We start from the raw sequence: 21,728 nt of genomic DNA, 5'->3' as shown, positions 1-21,728 counted from the left end.
ATGGATCTCCACATCGTCCTGATGGACAGCGCCTCGGCGGCCGCCCTGGCGCAGATCCTGCCTCTTCTGCTGCTGACGCTGATGGTCGAGTTCCGGCGGGTGGAGCTGCACCACCGGGGCCGGGTGCGGGTGACGCGCCTGCTGCTCGGGGTCTTCTTCCTGGTGTTCGGGGTGATCGAGACGGTGCTCGTGCTGTCGATCGACGGGTCGTTCATCCCGTTCCAGTGGAGCGACCTCGCGGCGGCGCTGGTGATCTTCGGGCTGCTCGCGCTGCTGTTCTGGCTGTCGATGCTCGACAGCCCGCGCCGCCGGCGCGAACCGGCGGCGCAGGACGAGGACTTCGACTAGCGCCGCCTCCCGGCCCTACTCGTCGGCGTCGAGCCGCTTGCCGCGCATGACGATCAGCGGGTCGGGCCGCTTGACGACCGACGTGTCCTTGCCGTCGTAGTCGAACTGGCTCAGGAAGTAGCGCATCGCGTTCACCCGGGCGCGCTTCTTGTCGTTGGAGCGCACGATCGTCCACGGGGCGTGCCGCTTGTCGGTGCGGCGGAACATCTCCTCCTTGGCGGCGGTGTACTCGTCCCACCGGTCGAGGGAGGCGATGTCCATCGGCGACAGCTTCCACCGGCGCACAGGGTCGAGCTGACGCATGGCGAAGCGGGTGCGCTGCTCGGTGCGCGACACCGAGAACCAGAACTTGGTGAGGTGGATGCCGGAGTCGACGAGCATCTTCTCGAACGCGGGCGCCTGCGCCATGAAGGTCTCGTACTCCTCGTCGGTGCAGAACCCCATCACGCGCTCGACGTTGGCCCGGTTGTACCAGGAGCGGTCGAACATCACGATCTCGCCGGCGGTCGGGAGGTGCTGCACGTACCGCTGGAAGTACCACTGGCCGCGCTCGCGGTCGCTCGGCTTCGACAGCGCGACGACCCGGGAGGTGCGCGGGTTGAGGTGCTCGGTGAACCGCTTGATCGTGCCGCCTTTGCCCGCCGCATCCCGCCCCTCGAAGACGATGACGGCCCGACGGTCGTTGTCCTCCAGCCAGTACTGGAACTTGAGCAGCTCGACCTGCAGCTGGTACTTCTCGAGCTCGTACTGCTCGCGCGACATCCGCTCGGAGTACGGGTACCCCTCCTGCCAGGTGTAGACCGGGTTGCCCTCCGGGTCGATCAGGTCGGGGTCGGGGGTGTGCCCGCCCTGCACGGTGTACCCGGTGGCACGCAAGTGCTCGATGTACTCGCGCAGGTCGGTCGCAGGGGTGTCGTCGGCCATCGTTCCTCCTGGTCGCCGGTCGTCTGTGCGCGAGAGTGTACGCGGGCCAGGTGTACACGCGGTGCCCCCTCACCCGCTGAGCGCCGCGGTGGGCGGGATGCGCGCCGCGCGGATCGCGGGATACAGTCCCGCCACCGCGCCGATCACCAGGGTCGCCACGATCCCGACGCCCACCGCGGCCGGCGGCACGGTCGCCGGCCAGCCGTTGGCCGCCGCGACGGCGACGGTCACGACCGCGCCGAGCACGGAGCCGGCCACGCCGCCGAGCGCGGAGAGCAGGAGCGCCTCGGCCACGAACTGGCGCCGGATGTGGCGGCGCGCGGCGCCGAGCGAACGCCGCAGCCCGATCTCGCGCCGGCGCTCCAGCACCGAGATGATCATCGTGTTGGCGACGCCGATGCCGCCGACCAGCAGGGCGACCGAGCCCAGCCCGACCAGCAGGCCGGTGAAGGCCTGATCGGCGGCGTTCTTCGCGGCCAGGGCGTCCGAGGGGCGCGAGACCGTGACCTCGTCCGGGGCCTGCGGCGAGATCGTGCGGCCCAGGAGGTCGCGCACGGACGCGACGGAGGCATCCGTCGACCGCTCGTAGACCCGCGTCGGGCTGCCGTCGAAGCCGAGGAGCTCCGCGGCGACCGGCATGCCGACCAGCGCGGCCGTGTCGAGCTCGGGCGCGAGCGGCACCGGATCCAGGATGCCGATGACCGTGAAGTACTGGCCGCCCAGCCACACCTGCGACCCCGGCGAGACGATGCCCAGACGCTGCGCCGCGGTCGCGCCGAGCACAACGGCGGGGTAGCGACCGGTGGCGGCGTCGAGCCACCTCCCGGCGCGGAGCGTCGCCCCGGTCACGTCGAGCAGGTCGGGGTCGGCGGCCATGACGACCAGCGAGCCGGTCGCCGCGGCGTCGATCACGTCGCTGCGATAGACGTTCGCCTTCAGCGCGGCGGTGCCGCTGACCCGCTCGACGCCGTCGATCATCCTGACCTTCGGGATGGTGTCGGCCGGGAGCTTCGCGGGTGCGCCGAACAGGCTGTTGCCGGGCGTCGCCGTCAGCAGGTTGGTGCCGAGGCTCGCGAGCTGCTGGTTGAGCCGCGCCTGACTCGAGGCCGAGATGCCGACGACCGCGATCATGGCGGCGATGCCGATGGCGATGCCGAGCGCCGACAGCACCGCTCGGGCCGGCCGTGCCCGCAGCCCGGCCGTGGCGAGCCGCAGCAGATCGCGGGCGCGCAGCCGGGAGCTCGGAAGAGCCTCCTGGACCGCGGGGTCGGCGGGGCGGGTCTCGAGGGCGGTCATGCGGCCACCCCCGAGTCGGAGAGCACGCGGCCGTCCCGCACGGCGATGCGGCGCGGCAGGCTGGCCGCGATGCCCTCGTCGTGGGTGATGACGACCACGGTCGTGCCCTGCCGGTTCAGCTCGTGGAGCAGTTCGACGATCACGGCGCCGGCCTCCGAATCCAGGTTGCCGGTCGGCTCGTCCGCGAGCAGCAGCGGCGGATCGCCGACCACCGCGCGGGCGATGGCCACGCGCTGACGCTCGCCTCCCGAGAGCTCGTGCGGCCGATGCGAGGTCCGGTGGCCGAGCCCGACGCGCTCGAGCGCCTCCCGCGCCCGCTCCCTCCGCTCGCGCCGGGGCGCGCCGGAGTAGAGGAGGCCGTCGGCCACGTTGTCGAGCGCGCTCACGCCGTCGGCGAGGTGGAACTGCTGGAAGACGAAGCCGATGCGGTAGGCGCGCAAGGCCGAGAGTCCGGCATCGTCGAGGGACGCCACATCCACGCCGTCGATGAGCGCGGTGCCGGCGGTGGGCCGGTCGAGGGTCCCGATGAGGTTGAGGAGCGTGGACTTGCCGGAACCGCTCGGCCCGACGATGGCGACCAGCTCACCCCGCTCGATGGTCAGGGAGACGCCGGCGCACGCGCGCACGGGAGGCTCGCCATAGCTGCGCTCGATGTCGCGCAGGGTCACGATCGCGTTCATACCTTCGGCACCACGACTTTCTTCCCCTCGGCGACGCCGTCGCCCGAGATCTCCACGCGTCCGCCGGCGAACAGGCCGGGGGTGACGGGCACCCGCCGGGTGGAGCCGCCGGCGCCCAGCACCTCGACCCCGTAGCCGCCGCCCGGGAGCGCGAGCAGCGCCTCCACCGGGACCGACAGCACGTTCTCGCGCGTGTCGGACGGGAAGTCGACCACCACCGACGCCTGCTGGAAGTCGCCGGCCGCCGCCGGATCGTCGAGCGCGACGACGGTGGGGATCACCACTGCCGAGTTCGCGTCCGTCGGATCCTGTTGAGTGGGCACGCCGACCGAGGTCACCGTGCCCCCGGTGGTCGCGCCGCCGGGCAGCGCGATGACGACCTTCTGGCCGACCTTCGCGACCTTCTGATCCGACAGCCGCACGGAGACCTGCACCTGCTTGGTGAGACTCGTGACCGAGACGACCGGGGCTCCCCCGCCCACCTGGTCGCCGAGCTTCGCCTTCGTGCCCGCGATGCGCACATCCCCCGGCTGGAAGACGAAGGCCCCGAGCTCGATCGCCCCCGTGCGCTCCTGCCCGGTGGCCTTCTGCCACGCCCGGATCGCGGACGCGGTCGCCGCAGAGAAGTGGGCGTCGGGCGTCCCGCTGAAGTACCCCAGTGCGGCGAGACTCTGCTCCAGCTGCGTCACGTCCGGTCCGTCGTCCATCCCGGTCTCGAACCCGCGCCACGCGGGCACGGCTCCGTGGAACAGGAACACCGGCACGTTGTCGACGGCGAAGAGCGACTGGCCGAGGCCGATCTGCGCCCCGCCCGCCGGCAGCCAGGTGACGACGCCCCCGCGCCCGGCACCGACATCGTGCGGGTCGGCGTACGAGAGCGTCCCCGACGCTTTGACCGACCCCGAGAGCGTGCCGCGCTCGATGACGGCCTCCCCCGCCCCCATCGGACGCTTCGCCGCCGGAGGCGCGGTGTCGCCGAGCGCGGAGGCGGCGGCGAACCCGGCCCCGCCGACCAGGAGCAGCGCCAGGGCGCCCCCGATCACGAAGGCCGCCCGCCGGCGTCGCGCCGTCACGGCCGCACGCTCGTGGTCGACATGTCGGCGGATCCGCCGCACTTGTCGGCCACATCGGCCGGCGCGTCCTTCGGGATGTCCAGCCCCTGACCCGGCTTCGGGTCGGGGACGTCGACGCCGCTCGCGCGGTAGCACTTCGCGATCGTGATCATCATCTTCTGCGCCGCCTCGTCCGCCGCCTTCTTCTCGGCCTCGGTCATCGCAGGCGGCGTGCCGAGCTTCTTGGAGCACGCCTCGCTGGCGGCGGAGAGCTGGTCCTCCGACAGCCCGCGGGAGTCGATGGTCGCGCCCATCCCGTCGGCCGAGGGGTCGCCGACATCGACCCCGTGCTCGCGCATGCACCGGGACATGGAGAGCTGCCACTCGGCGAGGGATCCGGGAGCCGCGGACGGCTTGCCTCCGCTCGGCCCCCGCTCGTCGGGGCCGGCCGAGCAGGCGCTGACCGCCAGCAGGAGCGCGGGGGCGAGGGACAGGAGCGCGAGCCGTGAGACGACGGCGCGCTTTCCGGTGGTGGTCGACATGGTGGTCCTTCCGTTCGCGGCGCCCACCGGTCGGCGGGCACGTCCCACTCCACCGGGAGGCCCGTTCCCCGGGCGTAAAGGAATTCCTTTACGTTTTCGTTAGGGTCGCCGTGTTTGACTCTCCGCGGTGCCGCGCCTCCCGACGGCGGCGCCGGGAAGGGGTCGGCATGCGCGCGTTGATCGTCGAAGACGAGGCGTTCCTGGCCGAGGCCGTGCAGACCGGTCTGCGCCGCGAGACGATCGCGGCCGACATCGCCGGCGACGGCGACACGGCCATCGAGCAGTTGTCGGTCAACGATTACGACGTCGTCGTCCTCGACCGCGACATCCCCGGCGTCCACGGCGACGACGTGTGCCGCTGGGTGACCGCGAACCGCCCGCACGTCCGCGTGCTGATGCTGACCGCGGCCCGCCGCCTCGACGACAAGGTGACGGGCTTCGAGCTGGGCGCCGACGACTATCTCGCCAAGCCGTTCGACTTCCCCGAGCTGGTCGCGCGGCTGCGCGCGCTCGGCCGGCGCCCGGGCGAGGCACGCCCGCCGGTGCTGGATGCGGCGGGCGTGAGCCTCGACCCGTTCCGGCGCGAGGTCTACCGCGAGGGCCGGCTGGTGCGGCTGAGCCGCAAGGAGTTCGCCGTGCTCGAGGTGCTCCTTCAGGCGGAGGGAGGGGTCGTGAGCGCGGAGACGCTGCTCGAGAAGGCCTGGGACGCGAACGCGGACCCGTTCACCAACACGATCCGCGTGACCGTGTCGACCCTGCGCAAGCGCCTCGGCGAGCCCTGGGTGATCCACACCGTCCCGGGCAGCGGCTACCGGCTGGAGGGTGCGGCATGACCGCGCCGACGGGTCCGGCGGTGCGCGCCCTCCCGCGCCCCCGGATGACGATCCGCGCCCGCCTGACCCTGACCTACGCGGTGATGATCACCTCGATCGGCGCCGTCATGCTCGGCATCGTCTACGTGTTCATGCGCTACATCCCGACCTACCAGATCACGGCGATGGGGGCGGTCCAGGCCGACTCTCTGACGCAGGTGCCGGCATACGCGGAGACCGCTCGCCCGTCCGACTCCGTCTCGTCCCTGGCGAGCACCATCTCGATCAAGAGCGAGGCGGATGTGCTCAACACCCTCCTGATCGTCTCGCTCGTCGTGCTCGTGGTGCTCGCCGCCGCCGGCGCCGTGATCGGCTGGGTCGTCGCCGGGCGCGTGCTGCGGCCGTTGCAGGCGATCAACGCCGCCGCGCAGCTGGCCGGCACCGGCTCCTTCGACCACCGGGTGGGGTCGACCGGGCCGCACGACGAGGTCCGCGAGCTCTCGGACACCTTCGACGAGATGCTCGGCAAGCTCGACCGCGCCTTCCAGGCCAACCGCCGGTTCGCGGCGAACGCGTCGCACGAGCTGCGGACGCCGCTCGCCGCCACCCAGACCGTCCTCGAGGTGGCGCTCAGCGATCCCGAGCTCGACCTGCACGCCCTGCGCGCCGCGGCCGAGCGGGTCTACGAGACGAACCGCCGCAACATCGAATCGGTCGACGCGCTGCTGTCGCTCGCCGAGATCGGTGCGGGAACCGTGCGGCCAGCACCGGCCGATCTCGCCGATGTCGCCCGGGACGCGCTGGACGAGGTGGACGGCATCGCGGCCGCGCGGGGCATCCGCGTGCGGCGGGAGCTGCATCCTGCGCCGCTGGTCGGCGACGGCGCGCTCGTGCAGCGGGCCGTCGCCAACCTCGTCGTGAACGCAGTGCTGCACAATCGCGACGGCGGGACGATCGCAGTCTCGACCTCCTCCGCCCGCGACGGAGCGGCCGAGCTGCGCATCGAGAACTCGGGGCCGGAGCTGTCGCCCGCGCTCGTCGACTCGCTCACGGAGCCGTTCGTCCGCGGCGCGGGGCGGGTGCAGTCCCCGAACGCGCCCCGCGGGCACGGCCTCGGTCTGGCCATCGTGCGCAGCGTCGCGGAAGCCCACGGCGGCGAGCTCGTGCTCGTCCCGCGGCGGGGCGGCGGCCTGATCGCGACGCTCCGCTTCCCGGCGGCGGCTCCGGCGGTCGCGCTCAGTGCGCGGAGAGCATCCGTTCCAGTTCCCGCGTGAGCGCGGTGCGGCCGGCGCCGTCCACCGTGCTCAGGAGGGGCTGAAGGGCCCGGCCCACCTGCTCGGCTCCGTCGCGCGCGAGCGCGAGTCCGTCGGGGGTCGCCACGACCTCCACCGCCCGGGCGTCGTCGGCGCTGGGCACCCGGCGGACCAGGCCGCGGCGTTCGGCGCGCTCGATCAGGCCCGAGACGGTGGACTTGTCGAGGCCGAGCAGGGCGGCGAGCTGCGCCATTCGGGGGCGGCGGTCGCGCAGCACACCGAGCATCCGGAGCTGGGTGAGGGAGAGGTCGCGCTCGGCGGCCACGCGGGTGAGCACCCCCGTGACGACGAACGAGGTCTGCACGAGGGCGTCCACGAGCGCGTCGTCGGGTCTGTCGGTCATGCTCCGAGGCTACTTGACAAAGGTTGGTATTACCAACCATCATGGAATAGTTCGCAATACCAACCATTTGGAGGAGTCATGCGCGCCGCCGTCGTCACATCGTTCGACACCCCGCCGGAGTACGCCGAGTGGCCCGACCCGGTCGCGACCGACGACACCCTGGCCGTCGAGGTGGTCGCGGGCGCCCTCCACCCGCGCGTGCGCTCGCAGGCCGACGGCAGCCACTACACGAGCACCGGCGAGCTGCCCTTCGTCCCGGGGATCGACGCCGTCGTGCGCGACGCCGACGGCCGTCTCCGGTACGCGCTCGTGCACGAGAGCGAGCTGGGCACCTTCGCCGAGCGCACCGTCGTGCCGCGCAACGCCACCGTCCCGCTCCCCGACGGCATCGACGCGGTGCGCGTCGCCGCGGCGATGAACCCGGTGATGTCGTCGTGGGTGGCGCTCCGGCGCCGCACCGCCGTCCGGCCGGGCGCGCGCGTCCTCGTCCTCGGCGCGACCGGGAACGCCGGCCGCCTCGCCCTGCAGGTCGCCCGCAGACTCGGGGCATCGGAGGTCATTGCGGCGGGACGCGACCGCGACCGCACCGCGGCGCTGCTCGGGCACGGCGCGGATCGCGCGCTCGGGTTCGACGAGCTGTCGCAGGCGGCGGACGTCGACGTGGTGCTCGACTACGTCTGGGGCGCCCCCACGGCGCAGGCGATGGCCGACATCGTGACCGCCCGCACCGATCGCGGCGCGCCGCTGACCTGGATCGAGATCGGGTCCGTCGCCGGGCCGACGGCGAGCATCCCGTCGGCCGCCTTCCGCGCCGCGCGCCTCGACCTCGTCGGCAGCGGGATCGGCTCCGTCTCACCGGAGGAGTTCGGCGCCGAGCTGCCCGCCATCGCCGAGGCCGTCTCGCGGGGCGAGTTCGACATCGACGTGCGGGCGGTGCCGCTCAGCGACGTCGCCTCCGTGTGGCGCGACGACCCGGGCGCGACGGAGCGCGTGGTCTTCGTGCCCTGACCGGGCGACGGCGGCCTCCCGGTACGTCTGCCGCGGCACGACCCGGCGCAGACGTACCGCGGGACCGCAGTCGCGCCCGCAGCGACCGGGTCGGCCTCAGGCGGCGGGGTCGCGGTCGTCGATGCCGGCGGGTGCCGTCGCGTCCAGCTCGTCCGGCAGCTCCAGCGGACGCCGCGTGTAGTAGCCCTTCGCCTTGCGGTAGAAGAGCGCCAGCGGCAGGATCCCGAGGACGATCAGCCCGATTCCGAGCAGGTTCACGATCGGGTCGTTGTTCGGGATGGAGGCGATGAACATCACGCCCATGAACACGGCGCCGATCGCCGGCCACAGCCCGATCAGCAGGAAGTTCTTCACCGATTTGAACAGCACCTTGCGGTACGCGACGACCACGGCGACACCCGCGAGCGTGTAGTAGAAGGCGATCTGCAGGCCGATCGACAGGATGGCGTTGTTCATGATGTCGCCGACGCTGCCGAGGAAGTTGGAGCCCAGGAACAGCACGACCGAGACGCCGACGACGATGAGGGTGGCGAAGGCGGGCGTGCGCCACTTCGGGTGGATGCGTCCGAAGGCCGACGGGATCGTGTGGTCGCGTCCCATCGAGAACAGGGTGCGGGTCACCTGGATGAGCGTGGTCTCGAGCGTCGCGACGGTCGACAGCGCCACCGCGACGACCAGGATCTTGCCGCCGATGCCCGGCCACACCGCATCCCCCAGCACCGAGAGGATGTTGGCGCTGTTCGCCTCGATCGTCTTCTGCGGCAGCATGACCAGCGTCGCGATGGTGAAGACCTCGAAGAGCAGGAAGACGATGACGACGCCGATGATGCCGGCCGACCCCGCGCTCTTGTGGCCGTCCTTGGTCTCCTCGTTGAGGTTGGCGCTGACGTCCCAGCCCCAGAAGTAGAAGGCCGCGATCAGGGCGGAGGCGACGAAGACGCCCGGGCCGGTCAGGTGCGCGAAGCCGAGCCAGTCCCACGAGAAGTCCGGGCCGGCGTGCGGCGACGTGGCGGCCCGCACGATCATCAGGATCGCGAACAGCACCAGGATGCTCACCTCGATCACCGACATGATCCACTGCGCCCGCGCCGTCACGTGCACGCCGAAGAGCACGCAGGCGGCCATGACGAGGAACCACACCGCGCCGACCGCGGTGATGAGCGGGACGTTGCCCGCCGCCTCCGGAGCGAAGAGCGTGACGGTCATCGCCCCGGCGGGGAGGGCTCCCGCGACCATGAAGATCGTGGCCGACACCACCAGCGCCCAGCCGGAGAGGAAGCCGAGCACGGGATGCAGCGCCCGGGCAACCCACGAGTACGTGGCCCCCGCGTTCACGTCGATGCGGCCCAGGTAGAGGAAGGCCCACGCGATCCCGAGCATCGGGATGCCGCACCAGAGCAGGGCGGCCGGCGCGCCCAGGCCGGCGGCCCCGACGAGCGTGGCCGTGGTGGCGGCGATGGAGTAGGCCGGGGCGCTGCCCGCGACGGCCATCACGATGGAGCCTGCTCGGCTGACCCCGTCGGCCTGCAGCTTGTGGTGGGCGCTCGGAGCGCCGTTCTGGTCGGCGGAGGCCGGCCGGGAATTCGTCTGGGTCATCACTCTCCCTGGCTGTGTCGCTGGTGCGGCCGTCGCGGCGATGCGATAGGGGGACGTTAGCAACCAGGGGTCGGGTGCACAAGAGAAAAGTGATGCGGATCCGGTTGTGAGTTCTCTCACCTACTGAGGAAATCGTCGCCGATCGGCCACGCGACCATCGAATCCGGTCGTCGCTTCCGGATGCTCCGCCCGCGAGAGCAGCCAGGTCGTCCGGGTGGCCGTCGCACCCGCGAGCCGGAAGCCGAGCCGCAGGGCCAGCCGCGCGGACCGCTCGTTGGCGCGATCGATCACGGCGGTCACGATCACCGCTCCCAGCCGCCCGAACGCGAGGTCGAGGGCCGCCTCCGCCGCCTCCGTGGCGTAGCCGTGCCCCCAGCGGTCCGACCGCTGCAGCCAGCCGATCTCGACGCTCCGCGTCTCCACCGCGATGGTGCGCAGGTGCAGGGAGACGTCGCCGATCACGTGGTCGTCGAGCTCCACGGCGAGCGCGAGGAAGTCGTCGGCCTGGCTGAGCGTGGTGTGGTGCAGGCGCGCGCGGAAGTGGTCCAGCGCTTGCCGCTCGGTGCGCACCGGCCAGCCGAGGCCCGAGCGCACCGGCTCGTCGGCTTCGATCGCGAGCCAGTCCACGACATCCCCCGCCCGGTACGGACGCAGCAGGAGGCGGTCGGTGCCGAGCACCGGGGCGATCACGGGGTCGTCGAGGGCGGGGCCGCGCAGCACGCGCGGCCGGTGAATCGCCAGTGCCATCTCGCTCCCGTCCCGTCCCGCTCCCCCGGTCTCCCGATTCCCCGGTCTCAGGGAGAGGCTATGGCCGCGTGGATAGCAATGGGCTGCCAGGAGGAGCGGGAGCGGTGTGAAGGCTCGAAGCCGCCCATAGGCGGCATGCAGCGGTGTGGTGGGGCGTGCTACGGCCGCCGCGACGCCGTCACGGTGAACTTGGCGTTGCGGGCGATCTGCCGGGTCGGGCCGACGGTCCGCTCGAGCGCGGCACGGTAGCCCAGGTGGGAGTTCCACACGGCCCAGAGCTCGCCACCGGGCACGAGCACGCGGGCCGCGTCGGCGAACATCCGATGCGCCGCACCGGTGTGCACGGCCCCGCCGATGTGGAACGGCGGGTTGAGCACCACGAGGTCGGCGGTGGCGTCGGGCTGGGAGGCGAGACCGTCATCCCGGACCACGGTCACCCGGTCGCCGACGTGGTTGGCCGCGGCGGTCGCTCGCGCCGACGCGACGGCGGCGGCGGACTGGTCGCTGGCGATGACCCGCAGCCCCGGGCGGGCGCCGGCGAGCGCGGAGGCGAGCAGGCCCGTTCCGCAGCCGAGGTCGATGGCCGTGCGCGCCTCCGGGACCGCCTGCGGCAGCACGCTCAGGAGAAAGCGCGTGCCGATGTCGACGGACGCCCCCGCGAAGGCCGCGCCGTGCGCGCACACCCAGAGGCCGGTCTCGTCGTCGAACGCGCGTTCCGGCCAGCGGCCGAGCACGATCGCGGCGGCGGGATGCGGTTCCGTCGCGGTGAGCACGCGCGCCTTCTGCCGTGCGAGCGACACCTGCACCGAGCCGAACACCTCGCCGAGCACGCCGTTCATCGCGACGCTCATGTGCTTGAGCATCCCGCCGGCGAAGACCTGCACCTCCGGGCGCGCGTGCTCGGCGATGAGGGCCGCGATCTCGGCGAGCGCCTCGAGACTGCGCGGCAGCCGCAGCAGCACGGTCGTCGCGCCGCGGACGAGCGACTCGTCGAGCGCGTGGTGGGTGAAGACGCCGTCGCTCGGTAGGGCGAGGTCGGGGCCGAGGTCGGCGGCGTTGGCGTCGAGCGCGCGCTCGCCGGTCAGCGGATCCTGGTGCACGCGGATGCCGCGGGCGCCGCGCTCGGCCGCGGCCAGGGTGAGCGCGCCGTAGGCGTCGCCGATCACGACGAGCCCCGGGCGGAGCACCGCGTCGCCGGCCGTGTCGGCGAGCAGCCGGTCCGCCGCGTCGGCGGCGAACAGGTTCGGCGCCTCCACATCGGGCCGGCGGCGCAGCAGCTCGTACGGGAACATGCCTCCCAGTCAAGCAGACCCGCTGCCCGGCCCGGCCCGGACCGGGCCGGGCCGGGCCGGAGCCCCGGCGTTCCGCCGCCATGACACCCTGCCCACCGGAACTCCGGCGACCCAAGCGGCGCGGCGTCCGCCGACGCCGGAATTCCGGCGAACCACCGCCACCACCTCCAAGTCACCGGACTTACGGCGAACCAACCGGCGCGGCGTCCACCGACGCCGGAATTCCGGCGAACCACCGCCACCACCTCCGAGTCACCGGACTTACGGCGAACCAACCGGCGCGGCGTCGGCCGACGCCGGAGTTCCGGTGCCACGGCGCCGGGCGCCGGCGCGCGGCGTGGCGCCTCCGGAACTCCGGAGACCCGAACCGGCACGCCGCTCAGTTCGCCGTTCGGACGGCGATTGAGGGGGCGACGGTGGAGATCACCGGAGTTCCGGAGGCGGCCGGGGTGGGGCCGGGGTTCGGGGGTGGTGGCCGCCGGTCAGGCCTCGGCGGGGACGGCCTCGCGCTCGGAGAAGTCCATCATCGGGGGCTTGCGGCGGAAGCCGCGGGTCAGCACGGCGAGGTAGATGACGCCGAGGGCGACCCACGAGAGGCCGACGATGAAGGTGGTGGCGGTGAGGGAGGTCCAGAGCCAGACGGTGAGCAGGAAGCCGATCGCGGGGAGCAGACCGTACCGGAGCCACTCGCCGGCCGACGGCTTGCCGCGGCCGCCCTTCGGGAAGAGGTGGTGGCGGATGACCGAGAGGTTCACCATCGAGAACGCGGCGAGCGCGCCGAACGAGATCATCGTGGCGGCGACGTCGAGGGTGAGCACGAGCGACAGCAGGGAGACGATCGAGACGGCGATCGCGGCGACCCAGGGGGTGTGGAAGCGCGAGTGCAGCTTTCCGAAGATCCCGGGCAGCACCTTGTCGCGGCCCATCGAGTAGATGATGCGCGAGACGCTGACCTGGGTCGTCATCCCGGAGCCGAACGCGCCGACGACGTACACGGCGACGAAGAAGGAGGTCAGGAAGGTGCCGCCGACCTTGGCCATCAGGTCGACGCCCGCCGAGTCGACGTTGGCGAAGTCGTGCCAGTCGGGGAAGACCAGTGCGCCGAGCCACGACACGACGATGAAGATGGCGCCGCCGATGAGGGTGGTGAGCATGATGGCGCGCGGGATGTCGCGCTTGGGGTTCTTGGCCTCCTCCGACAGGGTGGAGACCGCGTCGAAGCCGAGGAACGACAGGGCGAGCACCGCGGCGCCGGCGAAGACCGGGCCGAGGCCGCCGGATCCGGGGAGGAACGGCTCGATCAGGCTCGGGGTGTCGGACGACGGGTTGGTGGCGAGCTCCTTGATGGCGAGCACGGCGAAGACGACGACGAGCAGCACGGAGAGCGCGACGATGGCGATGTTGAGCTTGTTGACCAGGGTGATGCCGAGCACGTTGAACAGCAGCACGAGCAGCAGCGACGCGAGCGCGAACACCCACTGCGGCACCTCGGGGAACTGCGTGTTCAGGTACAGGCCGATGAGCAGGAAGTTGATCATCGGGAGGAAGAGGTAGTCGAGCATCAGCGTCCAGCCGGTGAGGAAGCCGACATGGCCGCCGAACGACTGCTGCGTGTACGTGTACGCCGATCCCGAGACGGGGAAGGCCCGCGCCATCGCGCCGTAGCTGAGCGCCGTGAAGAGCATCGCGACCAGGGCGACCACGTAGGCGGACGGCAGGTGGTTGTCCGTGGACTCCGTGACGATGCCGTACGTCGTGAAGACGGTGACGGGCGCCAGATAGGTGAGCCCGAACAGGATGAGGGCGGTCGGCCCAAGCGCCCGCTTCAGGCGGGGCTGGACGGGCAGGTCTGTCGTGGTCATGTGGTGCGGGCCTCTCTACGTCGAGTGGTGCATTCGGGTTCGTGCTGGGGGTCGGAGGGACGGAACGGGAGGGGACGGAACGGGAGGGGACGGAACGGGAGGGATAGAACGGCAGGGAACGGGACGGAACAGATGCGGTTCAGGCCCGGCGCCCTCCGGCGACCCAGGCGCCGAGCACGCGCACCGAGCGCAGGTCGTGCGGGTCGCCCGCGTGGGGGTCGCGGTCGAGCCACACCAGGTCGGGTGCGGTGCCGACGACGAGCTCGCCGCGGGTCGCCTCGGCGAAGGCCTGGCGGGCGACGCCGGAGGAGTACGCCTCCAGCGCGTCGGGCAACGCGATGCGCTCGGCGGGGGTCCATCCCGCGTCGGGCACGCGTGCCGGGGTCTGCCGGGTGACCGCGGTGGCGATCCCGGGCCGCCAGTCGTTGTCGCTGACCGGCCAGTCGCTGCCGAAGGAGATGTGGGCGCTCTCCTGCAGCGTGCGGATGGGGTACTGCAGCTGCTCGCGCTCGGGCCCCAGGCGCGGGAGCGTGAGGTCGAGCATCATCGGGTCGAGCTGCGCCCACAGCGGCTCGAAGTTCGCGGTGACGCCGAGCGCGGCGAAGCGCGGCAGGTCGGCGGGGTCGGCGAGCTGCACGTGCGCGATGACGGGGCGACGGTCGCGTGGGCCGTTCGTGCCCTCGACGTGCTCGAAGACGTCGAGGGCGGTGCGGCAGGCGGCGTCGCCGATCGCGTGCAGGTGCAGCTGGAAGCCGAGGCGGTCGAAGGTGGCGGCGGCCTCGGCCAGCTGGGCGGCGTCCCAGTTCGGGAGGCCGCGGTCGCCCGGGATGTCGGTGTAGTCGGCGAGCATCGCCGCGGTGTGGTTCTCCACCACGCCGTCGACGAAGACCTTGACCGTGGCGGCGCTGAGGAGCGGGTCGCCCAGCTCCTCGACCCGGCGGCGGGCCTCCACGAACCCGGGTACCTGGTCGCGCCAGCGGAACGGGTCGGCGCGCAGGGCGAGGTTGACCCGGGTGGAGAGCAGGCCGCGCTCGGCGGCGGTCAGGTACGCCTCCACCTCGGCCGGCTCGACCCAGGCGTCCTGGATCCAGGCGATGCCGAGGCCGGCGTACTCGGCGGTCGCCAGGCGCAGCGCCTCCACGCGGTCCTCGTGCGAGCGGCCGGGCTCGACCGGCAGCAGCAGGTCGACGGCGCCGGGCTCCTGCAGGATGCCGAGCGGGGTGCCGTCCGGGCGGCGCGGGATGCGGCCGAGCGGAGGCTCCGGGGTATCGGCGTCGATGCGCGCCCGGCGCAGCGCCTCCGAGTTGACCCACACCGTGTGGTAGTCCCAGGCGCGCAGCACGACCGGGCGGTCGGGCACGGCCTCGTCGAGCCAGCGGGCGTCGAACATCCCCTCGGGGGCGAGGGTCGCGTCGTAGCTGCCGCCGTAGATCCACTCCTGCTCGGGATGCGCGTCCGCCCACTCCTTCACGCAGGCGACGATCTCGGCGACGCTCCCGCACGCCCGCACCTGCGGGCCGAGCTTCTCGAGGCCGCCCTGGAGCGGATGGGCGTGGCCGTCGCCGAACGCCGGGGCCAGCACGCCGCCGGCCAGATCGACCACCTCGTCCGCGGTGCCCCGCAGCGCCAGGGCCTCGGCACCGGTCGCGACGACCACGCCGTCGACCACCGCCGCGGCCTCCGACGCCCGTGCGTCCGCACGGTAGCCGGAGAGGATCGTCCCGTTGACGAAGACGGTCGCGCCCATCGCACCTCCGAAGTCCACCGCCGCTAAATGAACGGCGTTCTTTTATTTCGTCAGAGACTAGGGCACGATCCCCGCGAGGGGAAGAGCAAGAGGAGAATTCGTCGGCGGGCCGGGCGTTAGGGTGTGAACGTGCCCGAGGCTCAGAACGACACCCGGGCCGACCGGCCGGCCCGTCGCGTCGGCCGGCCGACCACCACCGTGCTCACCCGCGACCTGATCGCGGAGGCCGCGCTCCGGCTGCTCGACGAGAGCGGCTCGGAGGGCTTCACGATGGCGCGCCTCGCCCAGGCCCTGCGCGTGCGGCCCAGCGCCCTCTACAACCACGTGGACGGCAAGGAGGACGTGATCGCGGGCATCCGGGAGCTGATCAGCGACCGGATCGACGTCAGCGCCTTCGCGACCGAGCCGTGGGACCGGGCGATGCTCCACTGGGCGTACTCGTACCGCGTCGCGTTCGCCGGGCATCCCCCGACCATCGCCATGCTCGCGACGATGCCGCTGCGCGGGGCGAAGCGCACGATGCGGATGTACGACGCCGTGGTCGCCGCGATGCTCGCGGCAGGCTGGCCGGCGGCGGAGGTGCTGCCGACGATCGTCGCGGTCGAGTCCTTCATCCTCGGCTCGGCCCTCGACGCCGTGGCCCCGGGCGATATGTTCGATCCCGCGGGAGCCGAGGAGGAGGTCCCGGCGTTCGCCGCCGCCTACCGGGCGCGCGCCGCCGCGGTCGGTGACGCGCCTCCCGCCGACGGCGCCTTCGCGGTCGGTCTGCACGCCGTGCTCGACGGCCTGCGCGCCCGGTTTGCGCAGCTGGGCGGGCCGGGCACCGCATCCACCTGACGCAACACGCCGCCTCCGCAGGTGCGGAGACGGCGTGTTGCGACGACCAGACGGACGCTAGACGGTGAACTCCACCGGAGCGCCGAGCGCGGCGACCGAGGTGCCGAGCTGGAGCGCGTAGGTGCCCGGCTCGGTGCGCCAGGCGTGGTCGTCGACCGACCAGTGCTGCAGGCTGCGCGGCTCGACCGTGATCGTCGCGGTCACGGTCTCCCCCGGCTGCGCGTGCACGACGGCGTAGCCGGCGAGCCACAGGACGGGGCGCTCGATCTCCGACGCGGAGACGCGCGACAGGTAGGCCTGCACGACCTGCTTGCCCGCGCGGTCGCCGGTGTTGGTCACCGGGATGCTGACCGTCAGGCCGTCGACGGCGGTGTCGCCGAGCTCCCACTCGGTGTAGCCGAGACCGTGGCCGAACGGGATGGCCGGGGCCGGGCCGCCGAGCTGCTCGCGGCGCACCCATTCGCGGTAACCGACGTTCAGCTTCTCGTCGTAGAACAGCTTGCCGTCGACGGGCTCGACCTGCCAGACCGGCACGTCGTCCTCGCTGGCCGCCCAGGTGGTGGGGATGCGGCCGCCGGGCTCGCGGGCGCCGGTGAGCACGTCCGCCAGGGCGCCTCCCATCTCCTGCCTCGGGAACCAGGTGAGCAGCACCGCGGGCGCCTCGCTCAGCCACGGCAGGATCACCGGGCCGCCCGAGTTGACGACCACGACCGTGCGCGGGTTGACCGCGAGCACGCGCCGGACCAGCTCGTCCTGGCCGTCCGGGAGGCTGAGGCCGGCGCGGTCGAAGCCCTCCGACTCCAGCGTCTCGGTCGTGCCCACGACGACGATCGCGGTCTCGGACTCCGCGGCGAGCGCGACCGCCCGCTCCAGCTCGGCCTCCGGGTCGGCGAAGGGCTCCTCGTAGCCGAAGGTGAACATGACGGCCGCGAGGCCGGCCTGCATCTGCGGGCGGTGCTCGAGCCGCAGCTCCACGGTCTGCCCGGCCGTGAGCTGCACCGGGAACGACTGCTTGGGCGGGTTGAGGAACGCCATGAACGGGTCCGTGCCGTCGGGGAAGAACAGGCCGTCGCTCTTCAGCTCGCCGTCGACCTCGAACCGGAACAGGCCGAGGCCGGCGAAGCCGACCGCGTACTCGCCGTCCTCCGGGGCGGTGAAGGTCGCGGTCGCCTCGACCACGGCGGTCTCGCCGAGCACGGGGTCGCCGAGCCAGGTCAGGCGGCCGGAGAGGCGGTGCTCGTCGAGCACGACGCCGCCGTCCGCGTCCAGGAACCGCACGTGCACGCCCGGCTCGCCGGTGACGGGGTCGACCGCGACGCGGGCGTCGAGGGGGAGGACGCTCTCGGTCGACTTCGCCCCCGGCGCGAACCGCACGCGGTCGGCGCCGAACGCCTCCTCGATCCCGTCGAGCGGAGTGACGACGTGCTGCGGGAAGACGGTGGCCGAACCGCCGCCCTGGCTGCGCGCGACGCGGGCGTGCTGCCCGATGACCGCCACCGAGCCGTCCGCCGCGAGCGGCAGCAGACCGCCCTCGTTGCGCACCAGCACCATCCCGTCGGCCGCGGCCTCGCGGAGCAGCGCGTCCACGCTCTCCTGCGGCCAGGGCTCGGCGAGCGGCGTGGCGGCCTCCACCCCGTCGAGCGCGCCGAGACGGCCGGCGAGGCGGAGAATGCGGCGCACCTTCTCGTCCACGGCGCTCTCGGCGACCGAGCCGGCCCGGACCGCCTCGACCAGCGCGTCGCCCCACACGCCCTGCGGGCCGGGCATCGCGAGGTCCTGCGACGAGGCGGCGGCGGCGATCGTGTCGCGCACGCCCATCCAGTCGGAGACGACGACGCCGTCGAAACCCCACTCGTCCTTCAGCGGTGAGCTCAGCAGCTCGTTCTCCGTCATGGTGACCCCGTTGACCGAGTTGTACGACGACATGACGAGCCAGGCGCCGCCCTCGACGACCATCCGCTCGAACGGGGCGAGGTACACCTCCCGCAGTGTGCGCTCGTCGACCTGCACGTCGACCGTCATGCGGTCGGTCTCGCTGTCGTTGGCGACGAAGTGCTTCGGCGTCGCGCCGACCCCGCCCGACTGCACGCCCTGCACGTAGGCCGTGCCGACGACGCCCGAGAGCCACGGGTCCTCGCTGAACGCCTCGAAGTGGCGGCCGCCGCGGGGCGAGCGCTGGATGTTCACGGTCGGGCCGAGGGCGACGCCGACGCCCTTGCGACGCGCCTCCGCGGCGATCAGCTGCCCCAGCCGGTAGACCCGCTCGACGTCCCAGGAGGCGGCGAGCGCGGTCGGCGACGGGAGGTTGGCGGACGCGTCGCGCTCGTCCCAGACCTGGCCGCGGATGCCCGCGGGCCCGTCGGAGACCACGATCGTGCCGAGGCCGATCTGCGGCTCGTCGTGCAGCGTCCAGAACGAGGCGCCTGTGAGCAGGCGCACCTTCTGCTCGAGCGAGAGGGAGCCGAGGAGGCCCGCGATGACGTCCTCGGTGGTGATGGTGTCGGTCATGGTTGCGGAGCTCCTAGCGGACGGACTTGATCGGCAGGACGGCGAACGCGCCCAGCAGCGCGATCACGATACCGATGGGGAAGAGACCGACATAGCCGAACACCAGGAAGATGAGAGTGGCCAAGCCGGGAGCAAGGGTTTGCGGCAGGGTGGCTGCGATATTGAGCACGCCCAGATCCTTGGCGAAGTCGTCTTTCGACGGGAGCACCTCGCTCATCAAGGCCGTATCGACGGATTGGTAGGCACCGAAGCCGAGCCCGGAAACGAAAGCGAAGATGAGCATCCCGGTGGTGGTCGGCATGATCCAAGGGAAGACCAACGAGACGGCGAGCACCACACCGGCGACGATGACGACGATCTTTCGGCGCCCGAGCTTATCGGAGAGCGGACCGCCGATCACCGTTGCAATGAGGATCGCGACCAGGCTCACGAGACTCATGATCGGGACGAAGTTGCCCGCTCCTTGTGCACCGAGCCCGATGTAGTCCTGAAGAATGTACAGCTGGTATCCCGTCACCATGAAGTACCCGGCGTAGAGCAGCAGACGCCCGGTGAAGCCCCAGAAGAAGTCGGGGTGCTTGCGCGGGCTGACCCAGAACGTCCTCAGGAACACGACGACATCGAACGCCGGCTTCGGCGCGCTCTTCGTCGATTTGTCGGGATTCAACACGACAAACAGCACGATCACCACGAGCGCGATACCGGCGAAGGTCAGATACCCGGCGGGGATGGCACCGATGAAGCGAGACGCGATGATGGACCCTCCGAGCGAGCCCAGCATCAGGCCGAATCCCGAGAAGGATGCGAACGTGCCACGAGCACCGCTCGGCACTCGGTCGGGGAGGATGGCACTCAGCGGCCCCTGAGCGAAGTTGAAGCAGATCTGCACCATGACCCAGGCGACCGCGAGTTGCACGATTCCGTTCGAGGCACCCATGAAGAGCAGCGAGAGGCCACCGAGAAGGACTCCGGCGACCATCCAGGGCGCGCGCCGACCGAAGCGGCTGCGGGTGCGGTCGGAGACGAGCCCGGCGATCGGCTGTGCGATCATCGCCGCGAACGCCCCGATCACGGAAACCAGTCCGAACGCCCCCTGCTTGTCGGCGCTTCCGACGATTCCCTCGATCTGGATCGGAAGCAGGATGCCCGGCACCGCACCCCAGATCGCGAAAATCGAGAAGTTGGCGACCAGCATCGAGATCATCAGCTTGAGCAGAGGTCCGCGCACCTTCACCTTCTCGGGGCGCTGGGCGGAGGTGGCCGTGGTGGGGGCGGCGGAGAACGGGGAGCCGGCGGTGGTGAGCGTCGAGCCGAGCGCGGCGCTGTCCGGCACGCCGGTGAGGTTGGAGGGGACGGTCGGCTGGACCGGGCGGGGACCTTCGGGGAGATCGTCAGACGTCGGTGTCACGGGGGAGTCCTTTCAGGAGCAGGCGTCGTTGCGTGCTAACACGCGTAACCATAAACCACCCCCGCGCCCGAATACAAGCCATCGGTCGGTTTTTGATTACACGCGTAACCTCCTGTCGGCTCCGACCTAGACTGAACCCAGCATGTTCACACCCCAGGTCGTCAAAGCCCCGACGAGCGCCGACGTGGCGCTCGCGGCGGGCGTCTCGCGCGCGACCGTCTCGTTCGTGCTCAACGACAAGCCGAACTCGCGCGTCTCCGACGACACCCGGCACCGCGTGCTCGAAGCGGCCCGCCTGCTCGGCTACACGCCGAACACGGCGGCCCGGTCGCTGGCGAGCGGGGAGGCCGTGGCCGGCCTGGTGGTCGCCGCCTCCGCCGCCGATCACGGCGCGACGGTCGAGCGCACCCTCCAGGCACTGCTGGCGCGCACCGTCGACGACGGGACGGACGCGCTCCGGCACGCCGACGTCTCCGCCTCCGGCGCCGAGGCGGCACAGCTGTGGGCGAAGCTGCGGCCGGAGGCCGTGCTCGCCGAGGCCGCGCGCTGCGACGCGGTCGCGACCGAGGTGCTGCGGCTCGCGGGCGTGCGCGCCCTGATCGTGCACGGCGAGGCGCCGGTGTCCTACGCACCCACCCTCGTCATCCCGCAGCGACCGTTCGGCAAGGCCGCCGCCGAGCACCTGATCGCGCTGGGCCACCGGCGACTCGTCTTCCTGATGCCCACCGCGACCTCCACCATGGCCGACGAGCGGCTGGCGGGTGCGCGGGAGGCCGCCGACGCCGCGGGCGCGACGCTCGCGATCACGCACGCCGCCAGCTCGGCGGCGACGGTGCGCGACTGGGCGCGGGGGCTGCGCTACGACCAGCAGGCCCCGACCGGCGTCGTGGCCGCGCACGACGGGCTCGCCATCGCCGCGATCCGTGCGCTCACCGACGTGGGGCTGCGCGTCCCCGACGACCTGTCCGTCATCGGCGCCGACGACCACGCGGCCTCGGCCGACTTCATCCCGCGGCTGACGACGGTCGCGTTCGACGCCGACGAGCTCGCGGCCGACCTGGTCGAGGCCTACGCGACCATGCGGTCCGGCGGGCGCGTCGAGCGCGTGGATGCGCCACCGGTTCGGGTGAGCGTCCGGGAGTCGACCGCCGCCCCCGCGGTCTGAGCCGACTCTCACCCGCTTCGGGCGACTTTTCACCTGCGCCCTCCTGTCGCCGCGGGGACGCGCCGGGCCGTGCACATAGGGTGGAGGAATGGGGATTCTCGCCTGGCTGAGCCTGGCGCTCGCGATCGTCTGCGCCTACCCGGCCTGGCGGTTCGTCCGACGCGCCTGGCGCTTCCGCGCGCGCCCGACCGTCATCGCCGTGATCGTGACGCAGGCGCTGGCGCTCGTGGCGCTGACCCTGCTCGCGC

19 protein-coding genes are annotated in these 21,728 nt (G+C 72.2%); 6 read left to right on the top strand and 13 right to left on the bottom strand.

Annotation, left to right across the window (positions count from 1 at the left end):
- Positions 1–348, top strand: a complete 348-nt coding sequence (locus tag BGO91_RS17500) for a hypothetical protein (protein ID WP_290474015.1) — start codon at positions 1–3, stop codon at positions 346–348.
- A 15-nt stretch (positions 349–363) separates the two neighbouring features.
- On the opposite strand, the gene ppk2 is transcribed toward BGO91_RS17500, so the two are convergent.
- From ppk2 to BGO91_RS17475, 5 genes are all read right to left on the bottom strand, one after another.
- Positions 364–1,272 (bottom strand): polyphosphate kinase 2, encoded by a 909-nt coding sequence (ppk2, locus tag BGO91_RS17495; RefSeq protein WP_290474014.1) that lies wholly within the window; start codon positions 1,270–1,272, stop codon positions 364–366.
- Between the two features lie 69 nt (positions 1,273–1,341).
- Entirely contained in the window at positions 1,342–2,568 is a 1,227-nt protein-coding gene (locus BGO91_RS17490) for an ABC transporter permease (RefSeq protein ID WP_290474013.1), read from the bottom strand.
- Positions 2,565–3,248 carry an ABC transporter ATP-binding protein gene (locus BGO91_RS17485; protein WP_290474012.1) on the bottom strand — a complete coding sequence of 228 codons (684 nt, stop codon included), beginning with the start codon at positions 3,246–3,248 and terminating at the stop codon, positions 2,565–2,567. Before BGO91_RS17485 ends, BGO91_RS17490 begins: the two co-directional genes overlap by 4 nt.
- Positions 3,245–4,321 (bottom strand): peptidoglycan-binding protein, encoded by a 1,077-nt coding sequence (locus BGO91_RS17480; RefSeq protein ID WP_290474011.1) that lies wholly within the window; start codon positions 4,319–4,321, stop codon positions 3,245–3,247. The genes BGO91_RS17485 and BGO91_RS17480 overlap by 4 nt, the downstream gene beginning before the upstream one ends.
- The gene (locus BGO91_RS17475) at positions 4,318–4,842 is read right to left on the bottom strand and encodes a hypothetical protein (protein ID WP_290474010.1); all 525 of its coding nucleotides are present in this window, start codon (positions 4,840–4,842) and stop codon (positions 4,318–4,320) included. Before BGO91_RS17475 ends, BGO91_RS17480 begins: the two co-directional genes overlap by 4 nt.
- A 167-nt stretch (positions 4,843–5,009) precedes the next feature.
- Here BGO91_RS17475 and BGO91_RS17470 point away from each other — a divergent pair, with 167 nt between their 5' ends.
- Both BGO91_RS17470 and BGO91_RS17465 read left to right on the top strand, forming a co-directional pair.
- Positions 5,010–5,675, top strand: a complete 666-nt coding sequence (locus tag BGO91_RS17470) for a response regulator transcription factor (protein WP_290474009.1) — start codon at positions 5,010–5,012, stop codon at positions 5,673–5,675.
- Positions 5,672–6,928, top strand: coding sequence for a HAMP domain-containing sensor histidine kinase (locus tag BGO91_RS17465; protein WP_290474008.1), 1,257 nt, complete (start codon positions 5,672–5,674; stop codon positions 6,926–6,928). The genes BGO91_RS17470 and BGO91_RS17465 overlap by 4 nt, the downstream gene beginning before the upstream one ends.
- Here the strand turns inward: BGO91_RS17465 and BGO91_RS17460 are convergent.
- Positions 6,891–7,310, bottom strand: a complete 420-nt coding sequence (locus tag BGO91_RS17460; RefSeq protein WP_290474007.1) for a MarR family transcriptional regulator — start codon at positions 7,308–7,310, stop codon at positions 6,891–6,893. The two genes, BGO91_RS17465 and BGO91_RS17460, sit on opposite strands and share 38 nt — an antisense overlap.
- Positions 7,311–7,388: 78 nt before the next feature.
- On the opposite strand from BGO91_RS17460, the gene BGO91_RS17455 reads away from it, so the two are divergent.
- Positions 7,389–8,318: a zinc-binding alcohol dehydrogenase family protein gene (locus tag BGO91_RS17455; RefSeq protein ID WP_290474006.1), complete on the top strand. Its 930-nt coding sequence runs from the start codon at positions 7,389–7,391 to the stop codon at positions 8,316–8,318.
- 96 nt (positions 8,319–8,414) lie between these two features.
- On the opposite strand, the gene BGO91_RS17450 is transcribed toward BGO91_RS17455, so the two are convergent.
- The 5 genes from BGO91_RS17450 to BGO91_RS17430 all read right to left on the bottom strand — a co-directional run bounded on the left by BGO91_RS17450 (position 8,415) and on the right by BGO91_RS17430 (position 15,562).
- A complete protein-coding gene (locus BGO91_RS17450; RefSeq protein ID WP_290474005.1) occupies positions 8,415–9,914 on the bottom strand; it encodes an APC family permease in 1,500 nt (499 codons plus the stop codon).
- A 120-nt stretch (positions 9,915–10,034) separates the two neighbouring features.
- Positions 10,035–10,661: a GNAT family N-acetyltransferase gene (locus BGO91_RS17445; RefSeq protein ID WP_290474004.1), complete on the bottom strand. Its 627-nt coding sequence runs from the start codon at positions 10,659–10,661 to the stop codon at positions 10,035–10,037.
- A gap of 158 nt (positions 10,662–10,819) precedes the next feature.
- On the bottom strand, positions 10,820–11,953 hold the full coding sequence (locus BGO91_RS17440) for a methyltransferase (protein ID WP_290474003.1): 1,134 nt from the start codon (positions 11,951–11,953) through the stop codon (positions 10,820–10,822).
- A 482-nt stretch (positions 11,954–12,435) separates the two neighbouring features.
- Positions 12,436–13,815 carry an APC family permease gene (locus BGO91_RS17435; RefSeq protein ID WP_290474002.1) on the bottom strand — a complete coding sequence of 460 codons (1,380 nt, stop codon included), beginning with the start codon at positions 13,813–13,815 and terminating at the stop codon, positions 12,436–12,438.
- Positions 13,816–13,954: 139 nt separating this feature from the next.
- Complete coding sequence (locus BGO91_RS17430; protein ID WP_290474001.1) at positions 13,955–15,562, bottom strand: amidohydrolase; 1,608 nt, start codon at positions 15,560–15,562, stop codon at positions 13,955–13,957.
- Positions 15,563–15,691: 129 nt separating this feature from the next.
- Here BGO91_RS17430 and BGO91_RS17425 point away from each other — a divergent pair, with 129 nt between their 5' ends.
- On the top strand, positions 15,692–16,399 hold the full coding sequence (locus tag BGO91_RS17425) for a TetR/AcrR family transcriptional regulator C-terminal domain-containing protein (protein ID WP_290474000.1): 708 nt from the start codon (positions 15,692–15,694) through the stop codon (positions 16,397–16,399).
- A 57-nt stretch (positions 16,400–16,456) separates the two neighbouring features.
- Here BGO91_RS17425 and BGO91_RS17420 read toward each other — a convergent pair whose 3' ends face one another.
- Positions 16,457–18,907, bottom strand: a complete 2,451-nt coding sequence (locus tag BGO91_RS17420; protein ID WP_290473999.1) for a glycoside hydrolase family 3 C-terminal domain-containing protein — start codon at positions 18,905–18,907, stop codon at positions 16,457–16,459.
- Between the two features lie 13 nt (positions 18,908–18,920).
- The gene (locus BGO91_RS17415) at positions 18,921–20,240 is read right to left on the bottom strand and encodes an MFS transporter (RefSeq protein WP_290473998.1); all 1,320 of its coding nucleotides are present in this window, start codon (positions 20,238–20,240) and stop codon (positions 18,921–18,923) included.
- Between the two features lie 217 nt (positions 20,241–20,457).
- Here BGO91_RS17415 and BGO91_RS17410 point away from each other — a divergent pair, with 217 nt between their 5' ends.
- On the top strand, positions 20,458–21,480 hold the full coding sequence (locus BGO91_RS17410) for a LacI family DNA-binding transcriptional regulator (RefSeq protein ID WP_290473997.1): 1,023 nt from the start codon (positions 20,458–20,460) through the stop codon (positions 21,478–21,480).
- Positions 21,481–21,728 lie beyond the last annotated feature (248 nt).

The sequence above is a fragment of the Leifsonia sp. 71-9 genome (assembly GCF_001898805.1).
Taxonomy (GTDB): Bacteria; Actinomycetota; Actinomycetes; order Actinomycetales; family Microbacteriaceae; genus Leifsonia.
This window is presented reverse-complemented; position numbering and strand designations above follow the sequence as displayed.

Bases quoted from the DNA above. Each gene is read 5' to 3' on its own strand.
- BGO91_RS17430 (WP_290474001.1), bottom strand. From the start codon at position 15,562: ATGGGCGCGACCGTCTTCGTCAACGGGACGATCCTCTCCGGCTACCGT.
- ppk2 (WP_290474014.1), bottom strand. From the start codon at position 1,272: ATGGCCGACGACACCCCTGCGACCGACCTGCGCGAGTACATCGAGCAC.
- BGO91_RS17500 (WP_290474015.1), top strand. From the start codon at position 1: ATGGATCTCCACATCGTCCTGATGGACAGCGCCTCGGCGGCCGCCCTG.
- BGO91_RS17490 (WP_290474013.1), bottom strand. From the start codon at position 2,568: ATGACCGCCCTCGAGACCCGCCCCGCCGACCCCGCGGTCCAGGAGGCT.
- BGO91_RS17460 (WP_290474007.1), bottom strand. From the start codon at position 7,310: ATGACCGACAGACCCGACGACGCGCTCGTGGACGCCCTCGTGCAGACC.
- BGO91_RS17440 (WP_290474003.1), bottom strand. From the start codon at position 11,953: ATGTTCCCGTACGAGCTGCTGCGCCGCCGGCCCGATGTGGAGGCGCCG.
- BGO91_RS17455 (WP_290474006.1), top strand. From the start codon at position 7,389: ATGCGCGCCGCCGTCGTCACATCGTTCGACACCCCGCCGGAGTACGCC.
- BGO91_RS17445 (WP_290474004.1), bottom strand. From the start codon at position 10,661: ATGGCACTGGCGATTCACCGGCCGCGCGTGCTGCGCGGCCCCGCCCTC.
- BGO91_RS17435 (WP_290474002.1), bottom strand. From the start codon at position 13,815: ATGACCACGACAGACCTGCCCGTCCAGCCCCGCCTGAAGCGGGCGCTT.
- BGO91_RS17410 (WP_290473997.1), top strand. From the start codon at position 20,458: ATGTTCACACCCCAGGTCGTCAAAGCCCCGACGAGCGCCGACGTGGCG.
- BGO91_RS17420 (WP_290473999.1), bottom strand. From the start codon at position 18,907: ATGACCGACACCATCACCACCGAGGACGTCATCGCGGGCCTCCTCGGC.
- BGO91_RS17475 (WP_290474010.1), bottom strand. From the start codon at position 4,842: ATGTCGACCACCACCGGAAAGCGCGCCGTCGTCTCACGGCTCGCGCTC.
- BGO91_RS17470 (WP_290474009.1), top strand. From the start codon at position 5,010: ATGCGCGCGTTGATCGTCGAAGACGAGGCGTTCCTGGCCGAGGCCGTG.
- BGO91_RS17485 (WP_290474012.1), bottom strand. From the start codon at position 3,248: ATGAACGCGATCGTGACCCTGCGCGACATCGAGCGCAGCTATGGCGAG.
- BGO91_RS17450 (WP_290474005.1), bottom strand. From the start codon at position 9,914: ATGACCCAGACGAATTCCCGGCCGGCCTCCGCCGACCAGAACGGCGCT.
- BGO91_RS17465 (WP_290474008.1), top strand. From the start codon at position 5,672: ATGACCGCGCCGACGGGTCCGGCGGTGCGCGCCCTCCCGCGCCCCCGG.